The sequence below is a fragment of the bacterium genome, assembly GCA_023145965.1.
Taxonomy (GTDB): Bacteria; UBP14; UBA6098; order UBA6098; family UBA6098; genus UBA6098.
Genome location: JAGLDC010000089.1, coordinates 1 through 25,346 on the forward strand (window position 1 = coordinate 1; position 25,346 = coordinate 25,346).

Consider the following 25,346-nt stretch of genomic DNA (forward strand, 5'->3'; position numbering starts at 1 on the left):
TGCTTTCCCTCGACCTCGAAATATTCCGGTTTGATATCCTCAAATCCCTCGATAGGTGAGCGACCTGTTTGTTCCGAAGTAAGAACTTCAACGATAAAATACTTTGGAGATTCGCCCTCGCTGGGACTGAGCACTAAAGGGGCATTTAAGTCTTTTTTTTCGCCTAAAGGAACATTTTGAGCCACAAAAACGGCAGGGCTCATCCGTAAAGCATGAAGAGTGGGGATAATAAAAAGGGCGATGCAAATGCACCGCCCGATTACCTTAAAAATCATCATGGCGTGGTTGCGACAACAAAAACGGTTATTGTATGTTCACAACCGTCAGAAGCCGTAAGAGGCGCTGTAAGCTTAGAGTAAAGACGCCAGCTCTCTCCAGCTACAGTGGAATTCACCAGGTCTGCTGCAGGAAGAGATGCGCCGTCGATGATATCATAATCTCCAGTGGCGGGCGCAGTGGAAACATCACCTACTCCCATCTCTAGAAGGTATGTATCTACTCCGCTAGCGGCACCAGCTACCCAAGCGGTAGGAGTTCCGAATCCACATGCCGTAGGAGCCAAGGAGGTGCTGTATGTTTCAAAATCAAGCGCTACATTGCTCTCGTTATCGACCAGGATATGAGTTCCTACTGAGGTGGTAGTCATCTCAGATGTTGCTCCCGCATTAACATTATCAATTGGCCAATTAGGGTATGGTGCCGAATCGGCGGCATTGCGAAGTGAAAAATCGATGTAGTTAACGGTCACCGTGATCGTAAAACTCTCGGATTCCTGAGCATAAAGAGCTCCAACTGCAAGTATGACGAAAATCGCCAAAACAATCCTTTTCATTTCTTCCTTTCGGTAAATATATTTATAATCTATATCAAATGTAAAATTTTATACTCAATACCCGGGTATAACCGATGGCACGGCTGTAAATCTAGTTTGCAAGCGATGTCGTTCGCCAGCATAGCCTTCGATTGGAGCTATGAACCATCCATTAAAATATCTTTCTTCGCCTGATGTAATATTATTTTCTATGCGAATAGGAGTCTCAAAAACACTCTGTGCGTCGGCAAAATTTGGAGAAACAGGCGGAGTATTATAGCTAGCCCACAATAAAGCAAATGTATCAATACCTGCATCTTCCGATATTGTCCAAATAGGCCACAACGAGTCTATTGTTGTGCTATCTGGGGCATCCCAGGCCGAACATAAAATATCCACCGATATATTGCTACGGTTAATTACTTTAACCAATTCGTCGAAATCGGTAATAGCTGTATCTCCAGGAACCAAATCAGAAATCCACCAAGCAATATAATTCCCGCCGGATATATATTCAAGAGAGATTTCTATATAATTGATTGTAATGTTTATAGAAAAAACGTCACTTTGGGCAAAAATGGGGGTAAGCAACAAAAAAAAGAGAGTAAGTAATAAAATATTTCTTTTCATATAGGTTTTCTAAACCGAGCTATAAAGGGTTTTCAAGTCAACAAATCATAGTTTAAATAAAAAATATCTATTTTCAACATTAATCCTATGTTGCAATAAGTTAAATGCAATCGATATAATGTCTATTAATATTGGCTTTAAACACAATATGTCCACAAAATCTTTTATTTTACCTTCAGATAGTTAGTCTTAGGATTAAATCAGCTATAAAAGCTTAGAAGCAACATTGTATAGATTACCAAAATTGACAAATTACTTTTATTTTTTATATTTCACTATGATTATAACTATTAATTATGGAGATATTTATCTTTATGGCAAAGATAATAAAAAATAACGATCAAACCGAAAAACAGCCAGAAAGTTTTTCTGAAAAAAGATATACCCAGTTTCGAGATAGGCTAATTCGGGTGAGAACCACTAATCGCCTTTGGACTGTGCTTGAAAACCAGAATTTTTTCACTTGCGGTTACTGTGGACACAAAATGGCCCTTTATTCTCCACTTTCATTGACCGGAAGGGAAGAGGAACCGAGTATGTTCTACGGCTGTAGTCGCCGTTGTGAATCAAGTGGTATTCATAGATATCAGTTTATAGATACAAAATTAATAAAATTCATTTATGAAAGATTTCGCGGGCTTTTCCCTAATTTAAAGGGGGATTCCAAACATGTTAAAAAGCTAACAAAAAAATTCGAAGAGATAGCTCGTCACGATGCAAAACGCCGCCATCTTTTAGAATTACTGCCGCATGCCGGTTTCAATAGAGATGATCTTCTTAAAGAACTTATTAATTTAGAAGAAACAATTGAAAGTATGCGAGATAATGTTTCTGGGTTTTCGAAAAAGAAGCCTGAAAAAAGCACGCTTTTTGCACCGATATTTCTTGCGGAAACTCCCGGAGAACTTTTGACACTCGATTTACTCTATCTGAGAGAACTTGTTGGCGCAGCCATATATCGTATTAGATTTTTTAACGAAACACTCGTGCTCCGAGTTACCCCGTTGACAGAGGAAGAACATCGGTTTAATAGAGAAGGCGGTGGCAAATTATTCAATATTCACCTTCAGTATGACCCGCGAAGCCTGGATATGAAAACCATTTCAAATGACGAAGAAAATGAAGACAAATCTGAAACACCCGCTAAGGAAGACAGGAAAAAATACGCCTTTGAAAGAGTAGATGTCGATTTTATCATGAAAGATGAAGAACCGGAAAGCGATTATGCTGGACACACTCGAAGCGCCGAGAAAGTCGATCTAGAGCTGTTATTAACTGAACCTGGTTCTACCAAAGAAAAGGAGATATTAAAACAGCGAGCTAAAAAACCTAAGGACGACAATAAGAAGGTCTAGTTATTTTATACCAAATATCGAATTCTAGGCTTAATTTTGTATAGAACTTGAAAATAATAAAAAAACACTTGAATTATTGAAATATCCGTTTATACTCTACGTGTAAAAGTTTTGAAGCCGTGGCCGCGGCCAATTGGGAGGTCCAAATGGCACGGATATGGTTTATAAGGTTAGCCAGCTTGTTAATGTTGGCTATTTTTGTTTTCCCGGTTTACCCAAATCTTACAACAATTCCAATAAATGATTCGCAAGGCTCGCCTGGTGCGGCATATATATTTGCAGAATCCAAGGCATACACTAGTTGGATGGAAAGAGGAACATTCGACGCTGGGCTTGCCACTGAATATGGTGAAGTGCCAATTTTGTGGAGTGCAAGCGCTCTCAATAGGGGAAATTTCCTTTGGCCGGACACGCTTAGTTCGATGCGACCTTTTGATTTTGGTTTTGGAGATGAATACAGTCCCACTAATTATCCAAAAGCGTTTTCCATTTCAATTCCCGGAGAAAAATCTATTGCGATTATTAAAGGCTCTGTCCTAGATGATTATGGCATGAGTTGCACATGGCAATATCCATATTACACTCAACTATTTAATGGCCTCGAACTCCCTGCGAATGTTGTCCAAAGCCTTGTAGATTCACAGGTAGTGTCTTTCGATTGGCGGACGCGTGTTGTCATTATTCCTGCATTCTCGACAGCATCTGGAAGCCTTGCTGTTTATATGGACGAAACAGTCGAGCGTTATCCAGACCTAGGGCTTGCTTTAAACGAATTTCTTTCTTCGGGTGGAACAATCTATACTGAAGGAAACGCGTCATACCTTCTTGAGGCCTACGGAATACTCCCATCTGGCAGCATCGATATAAACGACAGAGTGGAGGGCGCGGTTAGCGGATTTTGTGATGTAGAACGGGTCAATCAAGAACACCCGCTTGGATTCTATATTTCTACAAATGGAGTCTATACGGTTCTCGGGCCGACATTTAACATTGCAGAAATGGATACAATATTAAGGATTCTTTCAAGCTGGGATTCCGACGATATTGGTAAACCGTTGGTTGGAATCGTTCATCCAACAGGTGGCGGAAGGATTCTCCTTAACGCAGGAATGCCCACAACAGGTATTATAACCTCAGGGGATGAACGGCAATGGCAATACTCTGCTAACGCAATTCTTTCCGCATTCGCGGAAAGGGCTATGCATGTCCGTAGCGTGCTTACCGGTGTCGCTACAGACTCGGTCGATGTCGCGCCTATCGCTTTACCGGTCAACCGTGCGGAGGAATTTGAAGTAACGATTAGACTTAGGAATCTCTGGAATGCGCCAATTACTAATGTGTCTGTGACCGAACAGCTCGTGGGAATATTCAGTTATGTAGCTACTCTTTCCGGACCAGCACCATCTTCAGTAACATCATCGAGTATCACCTATAATATTGGAACCATTCCCGCTAACGGTGAATTGATAATTGTTTATAGACTCACTACTCCACCTGAAGATGATCCGAAATGGTCAGATATCGACGATTACATGTTCGATGATAATCGAGGATATTGTCGCATATCCAGTAGCACCATGTTTTTCACAGATCCGGTCGAGGGAATAGAGCGCTGGATATACAGAAATAGCATAAAGGGGAGATTCCTCTTTGAAGCTGATATTGTTGCCGATGCTGATCTTAATTGGAAGAACATATTGGGAGAATACTTCCAGCCTTTTAAAATATGGTCGATTTTCGAGAACAAGGAGAGGACCGCAGGTTTAAACACTAAGTATGTGCAATATATTCCGCTCGACATTCCTATTTATTGGGTCGATCCCATGTCCATTCCGATTATCCGCACTCCAGGCGGACGGTTTGTTGACCTATTGAGGGGCGATTATGATGTAAATAGAAACGGTGAGATCGATCCGGGAGAAGTATATAGAGATATGGATGGCGACGGTAATCCCGATGCTTGGCTAGATGTAAATACCATGCACCCCGCGCCGGATACCATGATTTATGAAGAAATCTATTGGTTCAATCCATGGTCGGATGAGTTCGAGGATATCGATGGCGATGGAATTCACCCTGTTGATATAGATGACGATGGCATATTCGAAGTTGAAGACCCTGACGATAAGATTCGAGCGCTCAGGTGCGAATGGACTTGGAACCTTGATCCCTTCCCGGGATACACTTGGTTCGATCCCTATGCCAGTTGGGAACTTTGGATTGATCCGCCACCGCTTGTTGGCATGGCTCTTGGCGCAGCCGAGGCAGCCGGCAGCCTTTCAGTAGATGTCGATACTATCTCCGAGATAGGCGATGAACCATATTATTACAGCAATTGGGAAGATTGGATGGAGTTCGATACTCTTGCGGGTGAAATTATTTGGAAGCGACTTGTTTATGTCCATTTCGGGGCTTATGAGGGCTTCGTTTTTGTGGACGACGGCGATGTTGTCCCCGATCCCGATGCTATCGATGTCGGGCATGTGCCGTGGCCAAGAAGAGAATACATCGCGGTTCTTAATCTAGGCGGCAATGAACCGACTATGACAAGCCCCTGGTGTGATTCAAGTAGATATAGTTGGATCGAGTATAATACGATTTGGGGCGAGCCTATCAAAAAGAAGACGCCGATTCGTGTGAGCTACACTTATTACACGCCACTACCAAATCCTCTTCAGTTCGAGTATATTAGCGCAACCTATGAGATAACCGATCCAACAAGTCATGAGCAGATGCAGTATTTGCCCAAGTATGGCGACGCCGATCTTACTTTCAATCTTTGCGCAAGCACGGAGTATAGTAGGTATTGGTTAAAGGTCGTTGGGCAAGATTGGGGCGAGTTCGATTTCGATTATGATGGAGAGGGGAGAGGCTGGCTCCAGACCTCACCTGTGCCTGATAGTTTAGGCGACGGTGTGGTTGGTTACATGGTGCATGAAATACCGAAGGGAATGGGTGGATATAGTATCGATCTTCCGCGCGATGCTTTTGGTAATATTGATGTATCCGAGCTTGTAGATGGTTTCAGGCCATATATGCACCACGACTCGGTTAGCGATACAATAATCGTATCAGAACTACCGTTTAAATGGCAGATATTAATCCCGCAGATACTTATTCCGCCTGCTCTCGATGACGATGACTTCGATGGTGAAGACGACTGGGATGACGATTTTGGCGATAGGTTCGTGAGTGGAACGGGTTACCTTCACGATGTCTATCCTCCGCTTTTTGGCGAGGATGCAGAGGACAGTTTTGCGGTGAATCCATGGACGTTCTTCCCAATCGAAGGCGACCTTGCCGAACCCCATGAGGGATGGTGTCCGGGAGCTGACAGCTCTTATGGAGACGACCTATGTGAACATCTGGGCGAAACTCGCCTCACTGTTCATGTGACCTATGAAGGTAAAGGCTATGAAGGCCCTGTCGAGATCAACAAAGGGGTATGGCTTGTTAACGAGGAAATCTTCGGGGGATCGCCATGGGTGCAGTGGTCGCACGCTCAGTTCGCTTTTGCTAAAGGGCATAATATTTCTCTATGGCCACAAGCTAATCCAACAGTAATCCCAATTCATCCTGATACCGTTCTTCTTCAATGGCAGATATCCGAGACCGAGGAACCGGTCGAATTCGATATTCTATATGATCCATATCTCGATGGCACAGGTTATGGCGATGTTACAATTACAACCCATGTTGGCGGCAGAGAACCATCGAGCTTGTTCCAACCCGATGCATATTGGAATGCCCGCATAGATCCCATATATGAACCAGTTACATTAACAGCTATACCATGGGCATCTTCAGCAGATTCCGCTTTGCATGAAGCCGGGTATCCAAGGACAGAAACCGGAACTTTTTTACAGATAGTAGTCGAAGTCGATAATAACACAGGCAATCATTGGTATCAAACAACCGTCACACCGGATATTTCAGCTTTAGGTTCCAGTGAGTTATTCCTTTGGTATGGTTGCTATCCCAGACCTTTCGTGCCTCAACATGTTGTCTTCGATTCGACTGGCGAACCAACGATTATCCCCGGTGACGATCCGAGAACTTTTACTGCTGGTTGGAGATTCAATCCAAGCGCAGATGAGGTTCTGTTCCAGGTTGGCGATACCGATGGAAGCATAATGATCCCCGAGATACAATCATCAAGACGGGCATATTATATTTATCACATTAAGCTCGATCCCAACTTGCCGGTCGGCGTTCATGAGATACCTATGGTGGTTTCGGCATTCGAAAAACATTATACCGATCCCGGGCCGGGTGTTCCAGTTTCGTATAATGTTCCAACGGCTCTGTTTGCGATTGTTCGCCGCGATTTTTCTGATGGTTCGATCGACGAATATGCCGAGATAATTCGCGGTCAGGCGGTTTTATCTAATATCGAAACCGAGCTCGAGACCTATGTATCGATTGAGAATCCATCGACAGACGTGAAGTGGGCATTCAGCAGGCCGACTCTTACGAATTGGCCAACTCTCACAAATGTTTCCGGCGCTTCGGTTGCAGGGAGCAGGTTCTCAGCTCCGATACCCTCGGAGGTCGGTATGCCTTGGCCACCTAATGTGGACGTTAACCTTTTCTGGATAGCCGCAAAGGCCATTGTTGAAGCACCCTATGCCGCTGATGAGCTTCCTTTGGACGAGGGTGCAACCTTGCGCTATAATGATTTTATGGGTATTCCACGGTCAAAAACCTGTGGCGATATCGATGTCACGGCGCGAGGCGCGCTTATGCGTATGGCCAAACGCGTTAGCGAAGTGAATGGCGTTCCTATCGGCGACGATGGTTATTATGTGCTCGAGCAGGGGCACAACGAGATGATAATAGATATGGTAGCTACCAATATCGGTAACGATATCGCCTATAATATCGCCATTGAGGGGCAAGTTGGAGCCGATGCTTCGTTCATTTCGGCTGACGATACCTATCCTTATACCTATAATGAAGATACTAAAATTGTCTATTGGTTGAATTTCGCGCATATTCCACCGGGGGAGGAGCGCATTATACCTGTCAGAATCGAAATCGAACGCACAGAAGATGATGATCTCCTTGAACTATTCTGCGCTTTTGCGGCAGAATTCTGGGACAGCCTGGACCTTGACAGCGAAACAAGGGCGGTGCGCTACAGACCGGAGGATAGCGATACTATATTCTATGGCGTCGATCTTTACTTTGAGGATGGCGATCTTTCCGTTTCGCAAGCTGAATTCGAGTTAGGCGATGCGATTACATTAAACGCACAAGTGAGAATTGGAGGAAATACAACCGCGAAGAACACTGTAGTGCGCTTTATGGAGGGCACTCAACAGATCGGTTCTGATAAGATTATCCCAGAGCTTAATCCAGCAGATAGTTTTACTATCGTGAGTACACCTTATACAATTCAGGACGAATATAAGGTTCTTTATGTAATGGTCGATCCGGATAGCTTGATGGGGGAACTCGACGAGAAGAATAATCTCACTATGTTCGAGTTATATACAGGTAAAGGTTCTCCTCTCAGAGAAGTCCAGAATTTCCCAAATCCTTTTAAGGACTACACTGAGTTCACTTATGTTTTAACCAAACCTATGGTTGATCTAACCGTTAAGGTCTTCACTGTGAGAGGGAGGCCGGTTCGAACCTTCGAATTATGTCCGACCGGTGTTGGATATAATTCCGTTGGTTGGGATGGACTTGATGAGATGGGAGACCAAATAGCAAATGGAACGTATATTTACAAGATAATCGCCGAGGATGGAGAAGGCGATAATTATGAATTCACAGAACGAATAGTCAGAATGAAATAACACATATTAATATTAATATTAATATGATCAAACAGGGCGGCCTTTCAAGGCCGCCCTTATATTTTTGCAGTTGAAACAACTTGCGAAATTTTTTTAGAGAAGTAAATTACTTCTATGCTTGTGCTGGGATTAGATACGGCTACTTCAATAAGCTCGATTGCATTGTATGATTCTGAGCTTGGGCGTTCTCTTGGCGAGATTTCCCTCGAAAGCATAGCACGACATTCCGAAAAACTGATACCTAACATAGATTTTCTCCTTTCTCAGAAACAACTCAGCTATGATTCAATCGATCTTATCGCTATCTCAATCGGACCCGGATCATTCACTGGTCTTAGAGTCGCGCTTTCTACTGTTAAGGGGATAGCTTATGCAAGCCATAAACCTGTTGTAGCAGTTGATAGCCTCATGGCGCGAGCATATGCTGGCGTTGGTATTATGGATAAGGTTGCATCTTGTCTCGATGCTAAAAGGGGCGAGGTTTTCGGCGGTATTTTCGCTGTGGGATCGAACAATTTAAGTATAATCAAAGAATCGGCGATATTTTCGATAGATAACTTTATAAATTCTTGTATAGAGAGCAAAACAAAGTTTTTAGTCACTGATTTGGCAGATCAGGCGGTAGTTAAACCATTTATAGATTCCGGTTTAAAACCAATAAATGATATTTATAATAGTATATTTTTATGTAAGTTAGGTCTTATTATATATAATTCTAGTGGAGCTGATGACATAAACTTATTATTGCCTAAATACTTAAGAGATTTCATGCCCGGTTTACCAAGATGATAGAAAATAGCTTTGACGAAATTTTGGATTTTTTACACTCAAAGCGTATTGCGGAAGATTGTAGCTTTTCTGTGATAACAGGCTCAGGTCTCGCCGGAGCTGTTAATAAATTCGCTGAAATTATTCAGCGATTTAAATATACGGAATTGCCTTCTTTCCCAGTGCCAACAGTTATAGGACATACTGGCGAATTACTTGTAGTTAAATTAATGAATAGCAATATTTTAGCTCTTGTCTTTTCAGGGAGAACTCATCTATATGAAGGCGTGAACATAAATAATATCCTGTTTCAAGTTAGGTTAGCTAACTTGTTGAATATTAATAAGATATTTATTACATGCGCCGTAGGTTCTCTAACTGAAAATTCAAAACCCGGGGAACTTGGCCTACTCTCAAATCATATTGATTTCCAGTTATTGGCGGTAAATAGGTTGTCTCAAGTATCGCATAGAAGTATATATGATAAGAATTTGTGTGCAAAGATATATGAAATAGCATTAAATGAGCGAATACCCATTAGAAAAGGGACACTGTGCAGTATTTTGGGTCCAACATATGAAACATGGGCCGAAGCTGGCATGGCACGCTTTATGGGTGCTGATTGGATGTCGATGTCCACAGCGAAGGAGGCAGCCGAAGCCTCAAGGCTGGGGATGAGTGTTGTAGGGATTTCGGGGGTAACGAATTTCGTTAACGATAACGGTATTTCTCATGATAGTGTTATAAATTCAGCAAAAGAATCCTCCGAAAATCTATGGAGATTAATTTATGCTTATGGGAGAAGTTTAGCAAATGAATAATAAAAAAGAAAACAAGGTGCCCTGGTTTAAGAAAAGGCTAAATGGCCCAATCAATCAACCGGCGCGAGAGGTCCCCGACGGACTATGGGTGAAGTGCGAGTCGTGCGGAGAGATCATTTATAAAAAGGAACTTGCTAGAAATCTTTGGGTGTGCAATATGTGCGGGCATCATTTTAGAATCGATGGTACCGAATATATTAACATACTTATCGATGATGGAACATTTGAGGAATATGATGCAGAGATAACATCAACTGATCCAATAACATTCTTAGATTCAAAGAGATATACAGACCGTTTAAAAGATACTATTAATAAAACAGGCATAAATTCCGCCATAATAACAGGTATTGGTAAAATAGAATCAATTCCTGTAAGCTGCGGTTTTATGCAATTCAAGTTTATCGGTGGTTCTATGGGAAGTGCTTTAGGTGAAAAATTTACCAGAGCAGTAGAACGAGCCTTGGAACGCAAAGTGCCCATGATCACTGTGTCAGCTAGCGGTGGCGCTAGGATGCAAGAGTCGATTTTAAGTCTGATGCAAATGGCTAAAACTGGGACTGCGCTTACGAAACTCCATGAAGCCGGATTGCCATATATATCAATTTTGACTAATCCCACTACTGCTGGAGTTATGGCAAGCTACGCAAGCCTCGGCGACGTGATAATTTCAGAACCTAAAGCTCTGCTCGGATTTGCAGGGCCTCGAGTGATCCAGCAGACAATAGGGTCAGAATTGCCACAAGGGTTCCAATCTGCCGAATTTGTTATGGAGCATGGTTTCGTCGATAAAATCACTCCAAGGAGCAAATTAAAGAAAACTGTAAGTGGTTTATTGAATTATATGTTTCAGAATTCAGATTAGAATTATTGCATTGCTACTCATAAGATATATTATGTAAACTTTCAAATAAACAATAACACCTTTGTTTTAATTTATGAAATTGCCTATACTCCCCTGTTTTTTGGTTTCAGCTTACAAAAGAATAGTCAAATAGAAAATTATCTATTTAAAAATAACTATATATTTTGGCGGAAGATTGAGCGAGAAGCAAACTCGCGATGAAAAACTGCGCGGTAGTCGATTTCGGTTTTTCGGAATGAAGAAAATTAAAATAAAGAGAGATTACTTGAGTGGAATGAGTTATCAGAAAAACAAAAGCTATTTTATGGACAAACTCTGCCTTCTGTGGATATAACAATATAAATATCATCGCCGAATTCGAGAATTTGTCCAGGTTTTCCATTAGAGGCATAAAAAGTGGAACTACCTGAACCGCCGTCATGTATGAGGTTAGGACCGAGGTAAATAACTCCGATCCAATTACCCGCAGTAGCTGGCCATTGTTCGTAATCGAAAAGAGAATTCATCGGATCACGGTCTGGACCCGGCCATTCATCAGCATATTGAGGGACTAAGCCAAAAGGCGGAATATTCGGCAATACTTCAGTGGGATAACAACCTTTTTCGGTATAGAATATCGAAAGCGATTGGAAAAAATATTTTAAATAAAGCCGCGCCTGAGTGTATTTGGCCTTCCGTGCGGCTTCGCTGAATCTCGGAATTGCTAAAGCGGATAAAACGCCAATGATAACAACAACTATCATCAACTCGATGAGAGTAAAACCGCTTCGTTTTTCAAATAAAAATCGTTTCATATCATTACAAATAATACGCAATAAATGTGCCATACTACGAAAACAGCATTAGCGCTTGACTACAGGGGATTTGGTGTTACAGATTCGTTTAGTCTTCTGAATACTAATAAAGCAAATTGCAAAATGCAATGATTATTTTTTTAAAATCAACCTCTTTCGGCTCGACAAATCGCCGCTGCTTGCCTTTATATAATAAACACCCGAAGGGTAATCTTGCATGATCAAACGGAACGTTTTCGTTCCTCGTTCTACTGAACCTTGATAAACTGTTTTTATTTTGTTACCGAGAATATTGAAGATCGAAATATCGACATAGTCAAGCGTCTTGGAGCAGACAAATTCCATCTGCGCGGTGGAATTAAAGGGATTTGGTTGTATCTCAATTATCTCGAACAAACCGACTTGATAAGCTTCCATTTCATGAATACCGGTTCCACCGAACTCAAAATCTATACCGGTAATCGTCGAATCCTCATCAAAATCTTCAATATGATGTAAACGCGGAGATTGAATACCACACTCATCTTTATAAGCACCAATCTTCCACTCCCCCGTTCTGGGCGGTAGATTTTCGAAGGAGTAGTTACCATCGATATCGCTAGCGACAAGTTGCCATGAAAGTTGATAGGCAAGATCCTCGTTATAAGCAATAACATCTGCGTTTTCGACAGGATTGCCAGACGCGTCGATAACCGTTCCTTCGACTCGAGGCATAGTTGTCAGTGTATTTAGATAGAAATTAGCGTCTGTAACCGTATCGCTTTCGCCCACATAGATAGATTCATAACCATAAGGGGTAGGTATTGCGTTATAAGACAAGAGGTTAACTTCGTATTCATAACCACCTTTAACTGGAATAACAAAATGTCCATCCGATTCGGTTACTGAACTGAATTCTATACTCAGGCTTTCGCTGAATGCATAAACTGGTATAAGTTCGAGAGGGATTTCTCTTGTGCCGTCGCTCGAGTCTGCAACGATGCCCTCGATTCCAGAATCCACTCCTCGGATAACAAAATCCACATCGGTTACATCACCACTGGAGGGAACTTCAATTTCATGCATCGAGGGATCAATATATGCATCGGTTCCAGTGCCCATATCCTCCGATAACTCGACAACAACACTCCCTTCTAAAGAAGGAATAACATAATCTCCGGAAATCGGATCGACCAAGGCAGCGCTTATAGAATAGGATGTAGAATTAAAAGCGGTTACCATTAATAATGGTGGTAAAATGCCTGGAAGTGTCGATGAGATATTGCCAAAAATCATTGAGGTTCCGAGGTTGCAATATGCGTTCATCCTAAGGCTATCGTCAGAGCTATGAATAGCGCTAGCCGCTACATAGCCTATATGGAGATTATCGAGAGGAATTACAAGAAGCGTTAAATCACCAGTATCCGAAAGCGCAATGTAGTATCTTCCAAGCGAATCGCTGATGGAAACATTTGATTCATCTTCGTCTCCGATTATAGCCACACAAAACGCTCCGGCGATGGGCATCGAATCCGAGGACGCGCGAACGATACCATAAACATAAGGTGTTTCCGGCTCGGGTGGTGTATCAGGAACTACAATATGTAAAATGGCGGTATCTGCAGTGCCTTCACCATCGTGCATGGCGACATAATATATGGTAAAAGTGTCTATCAATCCCATGGGATCCTCGTCGAAAGTCAGTTCTTTCGAGTGATAAATAATCCCATTCGACACACTGTCATCGTCGCCGACAATGTAGTCATTTTCGTCAACCCAACCTATCGATGGAAAACCATCTATCAATCTCGATATAGAACCCAATTCCGAGGGTTCTATCACTCTATTAAAATTCTCATCGAAATAGACTCTTAATTCAATTGCATCTCCGGCAAGCGGAAGACCTATTTGAAAATCCAATTCGGCTGGTGGCGTAACTGTTGTTTCAGAGGAGCCATTTATTTCTATACTCACTACTCCGAAGGCCGCGTTAATTAAGGTTAAGATCGCAAAAAGTGTAATTAATCCCCTCATTATAATCTCCCTTGTTAGATTATTACTTAATATAAATAGCCTTTCCGGTAGATTCAGAATTTCCGTTTTTAGCTCTAATAAGGTAATTCCCCGAGCTTAGTTGTGGTGATGGCCTCCATGTAGCGAGACCATTGTTATTTAATTCTGCTGGCAATTCTGCTACAAGATGTCCAACAGAGTCATAGATCTTAACTACTGAGTTAAATGGAGTTTCGATGTAACATGCGGAGTTAAATGGATTGGGCCAAAGATTTATATTTGCGGCTTGCGGTAAAAAGAGATTCTCTTGAATATCGGTGACAGTGTTCCTGAGGACCATGACAGCATATCTATCCGCTACAAAGACGTAATTGCCATTGGCATATATCCCCTTGGATCTGCCACCTGTAACGAAATCATCATATTGAGTGAGCGAATCACCAACATCCTCTATTTTAAAAGGAACGACTCCATTGCGGTCTATAGCAACATAAAGCCATCCGTTGGCTGTAGCAATACCCTCCGCATCGTCGGAAGTATCTATTTCTTTAACAAGTTCCGGTGAAGTTGGATCGGATATATCGAAAATAAGCAGTCCGTCGCTCCCTGCAGCAGCATAGGCATAATTCCCTGAAACAGTTAAATCGACATACTCGTGATCATCCGCACTATCGTCCCTCCCTATTTCTGTCATCATTCCCGTTTCGAGAACTATAAATCCGTCATCCTCGTTACATACATATATATAATCCTGCGTGGCATAGAACGCCCCCGGGTCATCTATGGGCGCATCCCAGAAGATAATTGGTTCTTCGGGATTGAGTATCTTTAATTGAGTAACACCAATCGAGGTCATAACATAAATTAGTGTATCGACACGCATAACACGTTTTGCAATTCCTCCTATACTCATCATGCGAATGGGGTCTGGATATTCAGCAAGACTGTTAGACCTAAGAATACCTAGTCCGTCGCTAGCCTCGGCAGCGAAAATATAATGATTATAGTAAAGCGCTGCATAAAATCGATTTCCATTCGTGAAATTGAATGTATTCAGTGGATTATAAGGAGTTGGCATATTGAAGCCATCCATACCGTATATACCAGAGGAAGTTAAGAGTTTTGAACCACTCCCCCAAACACATTCTATCCCCGAGTGCAGATTTTGTCTGCTTACGAAGGTCATCGATGTCGGTGATGTTCCGACATCCAGAACCTGTAGGCCTTCAGAGGTCGAGAAATAGAGAATACCACCGTCAATAGAAACGCGTATGACGCTTGTTGTGCTCATCGGATAGCGGTCGATCAGCGTAATACTTGCCGGGTCTGTTATATCGAGGGAAAGAACACCATAGTTACCAGCGCCTACATAGGCCACATCATCCTGAATATCGATGCAATCCAGCGCCCTTCCAGTGGGCGCAGGATATGTCCCATAAACTGTTATCGAAGCCGGGTCTGTGACATCGAGAATAGTTAATCCGGTTAATTCAGCAGCTAAGAAAATATAATTACCATATTTAGCGCACTCGCGTATCAAAGTGGAGGAGCTGTAAGAGTCAAGAAGCGAGGGGGAAGATGGAGTAGAAAAATCCACTATTGAAAAACCACCGAGCCCACGGCAAATATAGGCTATATTCCCATCGGTGACAACATCCATACACCCGCCGGAAAGATTATAGCTACCTACTTGCACAGGCGCGGATAGCGTGGATACATCGATGATGCATATTCCAATCGCACTACCTGCAATAATCACAATGTCGCCGGAAACATCAATACCCTTGGCAAATTCGCCAATTTCGAGAGTCGAGACAAGCGAGATATCTGTCGGATCAGTGATGTCTATTATTGCGAGGCCGACATCGCCGGCAGCAAGATAGGCGATATTGCCTGCAATTACTATATCCGAAACCTGTCCACCAAGAAATTTCCAATCGGTGATGAAACAATCCAATGAGTCGCTAACATCGAAGACACCAAGGCCATAAGGAAACCCGGTATAAATATAATCTCCGCCCGGAGAGGCTATAGCCTCAAATCCCGACCAAATACCGCTTCCAGCATATTCCAGCGCCCCATCGGCAAAAAGAATTGAAGATACGATTAGGATTAAAACTATTATTATTGACTTTAAACTCATTATACTTCACCTCGCATTATACCAGGTATTACATTTTCATATAAAGCTTTAAGAATATTTACATCAATTGTTCCTTCATATAAAGCGGATTTAATACTTATTTCACAATTAGTTGTCTTACCAATAACTGTTAAAGCTAACTTCTTTTCTTCGGCCATATTCTTAAGGTTATCGACTTTATCTATTGGTATTCCAATTAGATACCGCCCCTGAGTTTCGTTAAATAGAAACTCCGAAGAGCGAAAATTAAACGGTATCTCTATTTCGGCGCCGATGCCTCCCCAAATGCACGATTCAGCTAAAGCAACACCTATCCCGCCATCTGAAATATCATGGCAGGATGCGATCAGACCTGCACTTTTGGCTGAGAGTATAAACTTCGCATTGGCTATCTCGATTTCCATATTAACCTTTGGAGGTGCTCCGAAAAGGTCGTTGTTTGTGAGTTTTTGGAGCGCACTTCCACCGAATTCATCGATGGAGGTTTCACCCACCACGGCAATAACGAGATCAGCTGAAAAAGCTTGAGGAATTATAGCCTCCTCACCATCGACTATGCCTATCATTCCGATAACGGGCGTGGGATATATAGGACCGGATTGTGACTCATTGTAAAAACTCACATTTCCGCCAGTAACAGGGATGTTCCACATTCTACAGGCATCGCCCATTCCTTCCACTGCCCGGACGAACTGCCAATAACTTTCCGGTTTCTCGGGATTGCCAAAATTAAGGCAATTTGTGATACCTATAGGCCAAGCACCGGTAGCTATTACATTACGTGCCGATTCTGCAACCGCCTGCTGACTTCCAACATATGGATCTAACTCGCAATATCGGCCATTACAATCTGTGGAGATAGCGATAAATTTATTTTTACCCTTTATCCTCACCAGTGTCGCATCGGTTCCAGGTTTGATAACTGTGTTTGTGCCAACTTGATGATCGTATTGCTCGAAAACCCATCGCTTGCTGGCGATCGATGGCATAGAAAGAAGGGCTTGTAAAAGTTCGATGGAGTTCTTTTCTGTATCCAGCTTATATCCCTTTGCATGAATTTCTTCGATGTTTTTTGGTTTGATAAATGGTCTATTGTAAACCGGTGCCCCCCCACCCAAAACGAGCGTCTCCGCTGGCACATCGCATATAATCTCGCCATCCCAAAAGCATACCAAGCGGTCGCCTTCGGTTATTTCACCAATACACTCGATATTAAGCTCCCATTTTTCAGCAACTGCGCGAAGCTCATCCTCTTTGCCCTTGATACCCACGATCAGCATGCGTTCCTGACTTTCAGAAAGCAGTATTTCATAGGGAATCATACCTTCTTCACGGAGTGGAACGCTATTTAGGTTGAGACGAATGCCCACACTGCCAGCCGCAGCCATTTCCGAGCTACTGCATGTGATTCCTGCCGCGCCCATATCCTGAATACCCGTTGCCAGTTTTTTATCGATTATCTCGAGTGTGGCTTCAAGAAGTAGTTTCTCTAAAAAAGGATCGCCAATTTGCACACTTGAGCGATCTTCGGCGGATTTATCCGAAAGCTCGACGCTAGCGAAAGTTGCTCCGTGGATTCCATCGCGCCCCGTGGTAGCACCTAATAGGAAAACAGGGTTGCCAATACCTCTAGCTTTGGCCGGCATTATTTTTTTTGCATCGGCAATACCAACAGCCATAGCATTAACAAGGCAGTTACCGGCGTAAGCTTCATCGAATACTACCTCTCCCCCAACCGTTGGTACTCCAAAGCAGTTACCATAACTCGCAATTCCTTCAACAACACCGTTAAAAAGGTGCTGTTGTTTTGGTTCGGTAAGCTCACCAAAACGAAGACTATCCATCGAGGCAATTGGCCGTGCACCCATGCTAAATATATCCCGGAGTATTCCGCCTATGCCGGTTGCTGCACCCTGAAATGGTTCAAGCGCAGATGGGTGATTGTGGCTTTCAATCTTGAAAACAACTGCCATACCATCACCTATATCGAGAGCCCCTGCATTTTCCTCGCCGGCCTTAGCGAGCACATGCTCGCCTTCACGCGGGAGTTGTTTCAGGTATTTTATCGAGCTTTTATAACTGCAATGCTCGCTCCACATAACTGAATAAATCCCGAGTTCGGTGAAAGTCGGTTTTCGTCCAAGAATCCCGATTATTCTATTATATTCATCTTCAGTGAGACCGTGTTCTTTTGCAAGCTCAAAATTGACGATTGATTCTTTCATATACGACCGTTCTAAATTTAAGTCTAATTATCATTGGAATATATTCCCCTATCCCGATTCGGTCAAGAGGGAATATTAGTGAGACTAATTATGCTTTGTAAATTATTGATATTAAGCAAAGCCGTGAGTATAAAAAGAAACAACCTTACCAAAAGAGCTAATCTCTAAGAATAAATTGAGAATAAGCACATATCGCAATTTTCCCGAGGTGTGCGCGATGAGAAAAGATGCTGAAGAGATCGTGCTCAATACTCTTCCTTTAAGGTGTCTAAGGCGTGGATAAGGAGTTGTTTTTCAGAGTGAAAATATGGCCTGATTTTCGGTAACGTTTTCCTTCTAAATGAAAATAATCTATTATACCAGAGCAGAATAAGTTCTTGACTTTAGAGTCAAGACATCTAATTTTATTGCATGTCGATTGCTTTTGAACGCTAATTCAGGGAAATTCATTCGGGATTTTTTTTGAGCGAAAAATTATAGTTTGGGAAACGCATTTAACATCAACAATATACAGGGAGGGAATATGCATAAGTTCTTCACTCTTTTGATATTATTAACTTTTCCTATCGGTGCATTTGCAGCATTTGTGGGAATTGTCGGAGTGAACTCCAATACGTTTTACGCATCAGACGGTCAAAGTATAGAACTCACCTATCGGGTGGGAGAGCAGATGGACCTTTCTTTCAAGGTCTTCGACCGGTTTGGGAATGTTCAATTTGAACAACCCGCTACTCACCCAAAAGAGGGGACATATTCCTGGCGCTGGGATTTTCAAATATCTCCGGGAAGATACCTCGAAGATGGAACATATAACTTAGCGTTATATAGTGAAGACGGCACGCTCGAATACGATTTAGTTTTCTTCAATATACTTTCCACCGAAAAGCGGCAACTTCCGCCCGTTGTGAAATACGGCGAAGCGAGAATTCCTCGGGCCACGACCGGAAGTGATTACAAGGGCACCAAATCCAAAAGAGGGCTGGACTACCATTTCGGTTCGGGCTTTCACTTTCGGATGTTCGGATCGGCCCATGTTATGGGTTCGAGCGAACAGCACGAGCTTCCGTGGTCACGTTCCGAAGCTAATATTACAATGTTTTTTGACTGGCAAGACCGTTTTAAATCCGAGTTAGTTTTAGGCCCGATAATCCACTCACATAACCTTCCAGAAAGCGATCTCGAATCGCCGGTTAGATCGGCGTATACTTCTTACAAAATCGCCGATCTGCTTTCTATCGGTGCTTTTTATAAAAAGAATTTTGGCCTTTCTCAGGATCCGCTGAGGATTTTCGCCGATTACAAACTCAACCGGGAGCACTGGGGTTTGGAGCTTCGCGGCAAAAAGGGAAAAATCGACTATACTGTTCGATATTACAGCGCGAGCGATTCGCTCTCCCCTAATGTGAACGTTACATATACTACGGTTAAAACCGAGCTTTCTAAAAAATTGGAACTGCGTTTTCATAACACACTTAAATTCTACAAACCGGTAGAAGTGGATTCTCTTTACCAACCGATTATCGACGACAATGGAGACACCACGCGCAACAGTTCGCTCAATGCCGTTGCGGGTATCGAGCCGAGGTTTAAAGTTGGCGAAAAGTGGGAGCTTAGGGGCGAGTTCTTATACGCTAATGATTCTTACATGGAAGACTCGGATATTGCCTACCGCGTCGAATCGCGCAATGGACTCGGCTCGTCTGATAAATCGCTCGGTTATACGCAATTTATAACGCATTATCAGGCCGTTGGCCGCGAATTTAGCGCGCAGTGTGCGGATATTCCAAACGGCGCGGATAATCAGGGATTCGGGCTACTCGTCAATAATACAAGGCAATACGATAACAAATTTATAAGCCAGAGAATGGTTAGCGTCGGCTACGAACACTATCTGACATTCGGCTGGAAGAAAAAGCTTTCCGCCTTCAATGGATCGGTTATTCTTAACAGCCCCAGCGATTTCTCCATTCTTCTCAATGTCAATGCACGCGATCCGGAAGCCGAACCTTCTACCGTGAGTTTATATGGCGCTCTTAGGTTTCCTATCGCCCAGAATATGAAAATACAACTCCGCGATCAATTCACTCGGATGCAGGACTATTCCACTAATAACATGAACCTGCTGGGCACCTATTCTTGGGGATTGCCGGATAATATCGCTCTTCTGGATAAATTCGAGACCTCTTGTATTTACGAGTTTATCATGAGGGACTATGTCGAAGCGGCGCTGGATACTACGACGAATTTCAATCGTATCGGGCTCGACAACAAGGTTGTGCTATTGGAAAATCTCAAGCTGGATCTGTTGACATCATTGACCATATCCAAGGATAATTCGCCGTTTAACATATATTTCCGTGCCGATTACACAATGTTCGAGTATCTCACTGCTTATCTCTCGCTGGGTTCGGAAACCTCTTGGGAGACTATCAAGCAGTTCAACTTTGGCCTTAGGTTAACCTTTTAACCGGGGGGATTAAATTATGAAAATTTCATTCATCTGTATTTTATTAATCGCGGCTATTAGCGTATCGATTATCGGTTCACCACCGGAAGTTACGCTTAAATTATACGAAAAGGCGAACGAGCTTTACGAATCCGGCGATTTCGAGGAATCGATCGAGGCCTATGGAAAGCTCATATATTTCGACGATTCTTTTGCCCATGGCTATTATGGTATGGGCAATGCGTATTTCGCTCTCGATGACTTTGTCAATGCCGCGAACAATTATGAAATCGCGGTTTCTCTCGACCCAAAATTTTTCCAGGCTTTCGAATGGTTAGGTTTCGCTTATATGCGGCTCGACAATATCGATATGGCCGTCGAGGCATGGGCAAAGGCTTTTGAAATCACAAAAACAAAATATTATGTTCAGCTTATCGAGAAATACAGCGGGCAGGTTACTACCTCGGTCACCGGCGGGCAGAGCCAGATATCCCTCGCTTCGGAACTAAGCGAATCTTACGAAAGCCTTCCCGCCGCAGAGTTCAAAGAGAGACTCGTAAATTACAAAAAAAGCGGGTCGCTCCCGGCAGAGGCTTATTATATATGGTTAAGCCGCGCCAATATCGAGAGCGGCAGCATTTCGGAGGCTTTAAAGGACTGGAAAAAGGTCATAGATATTACCGGATCGAAAATCTATCTGGAAAAACTTTTTATCACGGATTATCCAGCTTTTATCGTCGAGGCCGATGGCGCGCTTTCCGAAAAACCGAAATCGACTACGGCGCAATTTTTCGTCGCGAGCCTCCTGCTTGCGCAATCGGCCGAGCCGGCCAGAAGTTACAGTCTTTTCGAGAAAGTGTTGAACGATAAATCGTGGAAGTCGCGGTTTTCGGAGGTTTATACATCGATGGCCGCGATCCGATACAAGCAAGGGAATTACGACGGCGCGTTAGGTCTTATAGAAAAAGCCATTAAGCAAAACAGCAAAAACGGCGACGCATACGCATTGCGCGGCGATATATACCTTTATAAGAAAAAGGATATGGCGAACGCTAAGGTCGCTTATGAAAAAGCGGTATCAAATGAACCCGCTAATACGGAATATCACGATAGACTCGATTTTGTAACTCATACAATGGAGGTGGGTAAATGAGAAAAACAATTTTTATCCTTTTAGTGTTATCCATTATATTCTCTGTCTCGATAGCTGAAGAACCGGGCAGGGAGAAACTAACGGAGCTTCCGACACGAAGTCAGATCGAGTCGTCGTTGACCAATTCAGATGCGCAGTCGGCATGTTCTGAAGCTTTACAAAGCTACAGCAACCAGCTTAACTATACCGCGTCGGCACAAAAACGCGCATTGGGGCAGGTCGTATTTACCGATGTCGCCAATTCGCTCACTGGCATTGGCGAAGCCGAGATTATTTTAAAGCAATTATCGGGGATCGGTTTTTCCAGCGGAATGGGGACCATTTTGGACGGAGTCGGCATTGGCGTTATTCTCATTCAACTCAGCTTCGATATTGCAAACGGCGATAAGAAAGGTGCGTTTTTTAATCTAGTAAAGAACACCACATTCTGGTCGATCAACAAATGGGGTTCGTCGGCTTTGAAGGTCGCCGGGGTCGGGATAATCCTCATCGACTACACGTTAAACACCTTTGCTGCGGGGATTCACGGCCAATACAACGAGTACTGGTATATCAAATTGCGAACGGAAATGTATAAGATGAAAAACGCGGACTGGGATAGGGTTTTCGATAACTACAACGGTGTAGGTATCAAGACCAAGGAGGATATCCATCAAGCGGTCCTGAATACTATGAATTCAAAATGGGACGAAGCGGTTTTAAATGCCGGTTCGGGTCCTTATGCGGGTGTCGGTGGCGGAGCCACTGTTCCTAACATCGCAGTCCAGAACAATATCATAGCCTCCTTTTACAAGGAAGGCCTTCACCCTGTTTTAGAGCAGTACTTTTATTCACGTAAAAACCGTGCGAAAAAACAGGCAATAAATGGCGTAATAGCCCAATTTAAAAAATTCCAGACAATGGTGAACCGCGATATTGTTTTCGAGGGTTATGTTTATGTCGATGACGATCCGGCGGAGGACGTCGAAATTGAAATCGACGATATCCTCACAGTAACCGACGGTAGCGGGCACTATTCGCTTAAGGTAACTCTATTCTCTTTGCTAATACGCGAATTGTTGGGCGAAGATACCGGTGGAAAAATTGAACTCGAAGCCACTATCGAGATTGATGACGAAGAAATAACCAAAACCGAAGAAATTTCTGTAACCCGTTCGACCTCATGGATAAGCAAAAACTTCAATTTCGGGACGAAGGTCGTGCTTTCCGGTTCCGTCTTAAACGACGATAACGATAAGCCGGTTAAAAAGGGCGAGATTTCACTTTCCGGCGACGATGACGTTTATAAAGCCGATATTGCTTCCGGTACATACTCGATAGACGGCGTTAAGGTTGGAGACTACGATTACTTGATCGTCGCCAAGGGTTACGAAGACGACGAGGGCGATTTTAAAATCAAGATGCCGGAGGGAAATAGCTTTCAGGTTAAAAAGGACTTCAGGCTCACGCCGCTGGATCTCGATGTTTCGATTATTTCGCCGTCCGATGGTGAAATAATTGAAAACAACCTTAAACCGGCTATCGCGGCAAAGGCATTCGACGGGGAAATGGGAATTCCAAAGAATGACATTACTTTCTCGCTCGACGGCACTGTTATAAACTCATACGACTACGACGCGAGTAGCGGCGACATAACGTATAATCCCCCGGACGATCTGGCTGAAACAGAGGAAAACAAAGGCGAACATAGCGTTTCGCTTTCGGCTTTGCTGTTCGAAGGCGAGCCACCCGAGGTAGCGACTTGTGATTTCGTGTGCGGTATCCCGCCGTTTATTACAAATTTTTCTTTTAATCCCAACTTCGGCACCAATCCGACCGAGACTGTTCTTTTATCTGGAAGCTTCGGCGATAACGAGAGCGGACCAAACTTCGACGAAATTGTGCTGACGGTTAATGGCGAAATGATCCTTCCGGACATCACTATGATCACTGCAAAAACCGCGTCTTTTACTTATTCTCCAAGCGATCCTCCGGAGGGCACCGATCTTAATGCCGAATTGAAGGTCGTGGATTTCGCCGGTTTCGAGGTCTTTCAATCCGCAGGATTTGTTTTGGAGGAAGCTGAGATCGAAATGGTGGACGGAAGTTTCAATTATGACGATTCCCCGGGGAACGCAAACGGGTATATCAACAGCGGAGAAACGGTCGCGCTCTATTTTAACTTGAAGAATTTGGGGACCATGGCGGCGCAGAATGTCCGCGCGGTAGGAAATTCCGAATCGCCGTGGATTAGTTTTACAAATCAGATGGCCGAATTTGGCGCGATTCCCGGTGAAAGCGAAGGGGCACCGTATAGCTCGTTCCTCGTTCAAGTCAGCGGGAGCATCCCATTTCCGGAGGGCGGCGAACCGATCAGCATACCGATATACTTCATCGTTTATTGGGACCCCGATAAAGAAACTCGCATCGATGCCGAACTTGTCGTTTATCCCGATTTTGCCATTGTCCTCGATCCGGTCGAAAGCCCGATAATGGCCAGGGATGTTACTATTACCGGCGTTGTTTCGGATAAGGAAGTTACCACTGCGATGCTATCGATTAACGGCGCAAGCAGAACAATCGAGGTCTACGACGGAGTATTCTCCACACCCGTATCGCTCGAATCCGGGGATAACGGAGTTAATATTATAAGGGTCTGGGCAACGAATGAACAGGGCGAACGCGCCGAGGACGAAATCGAAGTGATAGCCCAAATACCCGATCAGATGCTCAAGGTTCGGTTGACATGGAACACCGGCGGTACCGATGTCGACCTTTGGGTCACCGACCCCAACGGCGAGGAAGTCGGTTATAGCAACCCGAGATCGTCGATAGGCGGCTGGCTCGACCACGACGATGTCAACGGATACGGCCCGGAGACGTTCACTCTCTTCACCGGCCCGGACGGGAATTACACGATCAAGGTCCATTATTATAGCGACCACGACGATGAAAACGCTATCGCTTCCGGTTACACTGTATCGATAATAATTTATGAGGGAACCGACAGCGAGGATCGTTTCTCGGCTGGCGGCGTTCTTGGCGATACCGGCGAATGGAATACTGTCGCAGTCGTTAGTTTCCCCTATGGAGACGACCCAGTGGCGCGACCGGGCGTTCGGAGAAGGCCGGAAGTTACCTTCGTGAATCAGAGTTTCAGGGATTCGGGGCGCTTCTTACCGCCGAAGCTGGGCGATTTCGACAATATGACTATCGATAATTCGCTCGAATTACCTGTTAAACATATGGAAGGAACTTCGGGCAACGTCGAATAGAAACGAAACTCGATATACATAAGCTATCACTCAAGAACGGGTGAGCATAAAGCTCACCCGTTCTTCTAATGCTTGAAAGCTGTATTTGCATCTTCCACTAACTTCAATAATTAAATCGATTCCGAAGATAAAGAAACTCCCGTTGTGGGCTATTGGTGCGATGTGGATCGAGTGGTATTTATATCAGTTCTCATTTCAGATACACAACCCTCCTTGTAATAGCCTGCTCACCGACCTTCACCCGGATAAGATAAACGCCGGAACCGAGGGTGGGTGCGGGTTGCC

At 43.6% G+C, this 25,346-nt stretch carries 16 protein-coding genes; 9 read left to right on the forward strand and 7 right to left on the reverse strand.

From position 1 onward, the window contains the following. From KAH81_08435 to KAH81_08445, 3 genes are all read right to left on the reverse strand, one after another. A partial coding sequence (locus KAH81_08435) for a hypothetical protein (protein ID MCK5833682.1) occupies positions 1-278 on the reverse strand: 278 nt, incomplete at its 3' end. Continuing rightward, a complete protein-coding gene (locus KAH81_08440; protein ID MCK5833683.1) occupies positions 275-832 on the reverse strand; it encodes a hypothetical protein in 558 nt (185 codons plus the stop codon). The genes KAH81_08440 and KAH81_08435, both read right to left, overlap by 4 nt. Before the next feature lie 54 nt (positions 833-886). Further along, the gene (locus KAH81_08445; GenBank protein ID MCK5833684.1) at positions 887-1,441 is read right to left on the reverse strand and encodes a hypothetical protein; all 555 of its coding nucleotides are present in this window, start codon (positions 1,439-1,441) and stop codon (positions 887-889) included. Positions 1,442-1,755: 314 nt separating this feature from the next. On the opposite strand from KAH81_08445, the gene KAH81_08450 reads away from it, so the two are divergent. The 5 genes from KAH81_08450 to KAH81_08470 all read left to right on the forward strand — a co-directional run bounded on the left by KAH81_08450 (position 1,756) and on the right by KAH81_08470 (position 11,054). Next, positions 1,756-2,796 (forward strand): hypothetical protein, encoded by a 1,041-nt coding sequence (locus tag KAH81_08450; protein ID MCK5833685.1) that lies wholly within the window; start codon positions 1,756-1,758, stop codon positions 2,794-2,796. Positions 2,797-2,942: 146 nt separating this feature from the next. Continuing rightward, positions 2,943-8,600, forward strand: a complete 5,658-nt coding sequence (locus tag KAH81_08455) for a hypothetical protein (protein MCK5833686.1) — start codon at positions 2,943-2,945, stop codon at positions 8,598-8,600. 114 nt (positions 8,601-8,714) lie between these two features. Next, the gene (gene tsaB, locus KAH81_08460; protein MCK5833687.1) at positions 8,715-9,389 is read left to right on the forward strand and encodes a tRNA (adenosine(37)-N6)-threonylcarbamoyltransferase complex dimerization subunit type 1 TsaB; all 675 of its coding nucleotides are present in this window, start codon (positions 8,715-8,717) and stop codon (positions 9,387-9,389) included. After that, on the forward strand, positions 9,386-10,189 hold the full coding sequence (locus KAH81_08465) for a purine-nucleoside phosphorylase (GenBank protein MCK5833688.1): 804 nt from the start codon (positions 9,386-9,388) through the stop codon (positions 10,187-10,189). Before tsaB ends, KAH81_08465 begins: the two co-directional genes overlap by 4 nt. Beyond that, positions 10,182-11,054 (forward strand): acetyl-CoA carboxylase carboxyltransferase subunit beta, encoded by an 873-nt coding sequence (locus KAH81_08470; GenBank protein ID MCK5833689.1) that lies wholly within the window; start codon positions 10,182-10,184, stop codon positions 11,052-11,054. The genes KAH81_08465 and KAH81_08470 overlap by 8 nt, the downstream gene beginning before the upstream one ends. 302 nt (positions 11,055-11,356) lie before the next feature. On the opposite strand, the gene KAH81_08475 is transcribed toward KAH81_08470, so the two are convergent. The 4 genes from KAH81_08475 to purL form a co-directional block, all read right to left on the reverse strand. After that, positions 11,357-11,848: a prepilin-type N-terminal cleavage/methylation domain-containing protein gene (locus tag KAH81_08475; GenBank protein ID MCK5833690.1), complete on the reverse strand. Its 492-nt coding sequence runs from the start codon at positions 11,846-11,848 to the stop codon at positions 11,357-11,359. Positions 11,849-11,980: 132 nt separating this feature from the next. Continuing rightward, complete coding sequence (locus KAH81_08480; GenBank protein MCK5833691.1) at positions 11,981-13,861, reverse strand: carboxypeptidase regulatory-like domain-containing protein; 1,881 nt, start codon at positions 13,859-13,861, stop codon at positions 11,981-11,983. Between the two features lie 22 nt (positions 13,862-13,883). Then, complete coding sequence (locus KAH81_08485; protein MCK5833692.1) at positions 13,884-15,983, reverse strand: T9SS type A sorting domain-containing protein; 2,100 nt, start codon at positions 15,981-15,983, stop codon at positions 13,884-13,886. After that, entirely contained in the window at positions 15,983-18,208 is a 2,226-nt protein-coding gene (gene purL / locus KAH81_08490; GenBank protein ID MCK5833693.1) for a phosphoribosylformylglycinamidine synthase subunit PurL, read from the reverse strand. The genes KAH81_08485 and purL overlap by 1 nt, the downstream gene beginning before the upstream one ends. Before the next feature lie 523 nt (positions 18,209-18,731). On the opposite strand from purL, the gene KAH81_08495 reads away from it, so the two are divergent. From KAH81_08495 to KAH81_08510, 4 genes are all read left to right on the forward strand, one after another. Continuing rightward, positions 18,732-20,675, forward strand: coding sequence for a hypothetical protein (locus KAH81_08495; protein MCK5833694.1), 1,944 nt, complete (start codon positions 18,732-18,734; stop codon positions 20,673-20,675). A gap of 16 nt (positions 20,676-20,691) precedes the next feature. Further along, on the forward strand, positions 20,692-21,807 hold the full coding sequence (locus tag KAH81_08500) for a tetratricopeptide repeat protein (protein MCK5833695.1): 1,116 nt from the start codon (positions 20,692-20,694) through the stop codon (positions 21,805-21,807). Further along, positions 21,804-25,061, forward strand: a complete 3,258-nt coding sequence (locus KAH81_08505) for a hypothetical protein (GenBank protein MCK5833696.1) — start codon at positions 21,804-21,806, stop codon at positions 25,059-25,061. The genes KAH81_08500 and KAH81_08505 overlap by 4 nt, the downstream gene beginning before the upstream one ends. An 85-nt stretch (positions 25,062-25,146) precedes the next feature. After that, positions 25,147-25,346 (forward strand): hypothetical protein (locus KAH81_08510; GenBank protein ID MCK5833697.1); only part of this gene is annotated, 200 nt, incomplete at its 3' end.

What these genes read in the sequence shown, in the direction of transcription:
- KAH81_08480 (MCK5833691.1), bottom strand. Translation starts at nt 13,861, where the DNA reads ATGAGGGGATTAATTACACTTTTTGCGATCTTAACCTTAATTAACGCG.
- KAH81_08475 (MCK5833690.1), bottom strand. Translation starts at nt 11,848, where the DNA reads ATGAAACGATTTTTATTTGAAAAACGAAGCGGTTTTACTCTCATCGAG.
- KAH81_08445 (MCK5833684.1), bottom strand. Translation starts at nt 1,441, where the DNA reads ATGAAAAGAAATATTTTATTACTTACTCTCTTTTTTTTGTTGCTTACC.
- KAH81_08440 (MCK5833683.1), bottom strand. Translation starts at nt 832, where the DNA reads ATGAAAAGGATTGTTTTGGCGATTTTCGTCATACTTGCAGTTGGAGCT.
- KAH81_08485 (MCK5833692.1), bottom strand. Translation starts at nt 15,983, where the DNA reads ATGAGTTTAAAGTCAATAATAATAGTTTTAATCCTAATCGTATCTTCA.
- purL (MCK5833693.1), bottom strand. Translation starts at nt 18,208, where the DNA reads ATGAAAGAATCAATCGTCAATTTTGAGCTTGCAAAAGAACACGGTCTC.
- KAH81_08505 (MCK5833696.1), top strand. Translation starts at nt 21,804, where the DNA reads ATGAGAAAAACAATTTTTATCCTTTTAGTGTTATCCATTATATTCTCT.
- KAH81_08470 (MCK5833689.1), top strand. Translation starts at nt 10,182, where the DNA reads ATGAATAATAAAAAAGAAAACAAGGTGCCCTGGTTTAAGAAAAGGCTA.
- KAH81_08455 (MCK5833686.1), top strand. Translation starts at nt 2,943, where the DNA reads ATGGCACGGATATGGTTTATAAGGTTAGCCAGCTTGTTAATGTTGGCT.
- KAH81_08500 (MCK5833695.1), top strand. Translation starts at nt 20,692, where the DNA reads ATGAAAATTTCATTCATCTGTATTTTATTAATCGCGGCTATTAGCGTA.
- tsaB (MCK5833687.1), top strand. Translation starts at nt 8,715, where the DNA reads ATGCTTGTGCTGGGATTAGATACGGCTACTTCAATAAGCTCGATTGCA.
- KAH81_08450 (MCK5833685.1), top strand. Translation starts at nt 1,756, where the DNA reads ATGGCAAAGATAATAAAAAATAACGATCAAACCGAAAAACAGCCAGAA.
- KAH81_08495 (MCK5833694.1), top strand. Translation starts at nt 18,732, where the DNA reads ATGCATAAGTTCTTCACTCTTTTGATATTATTAACTTTTCCTATCGGT.
- KAH81_08465 (MCK5833688.1), top strand. Translation starts at nt 9,386, where the DNA reads ATGATAGAAAATAGCTTTGACGAAATTTTGGATTTTTTACACTCAAAG.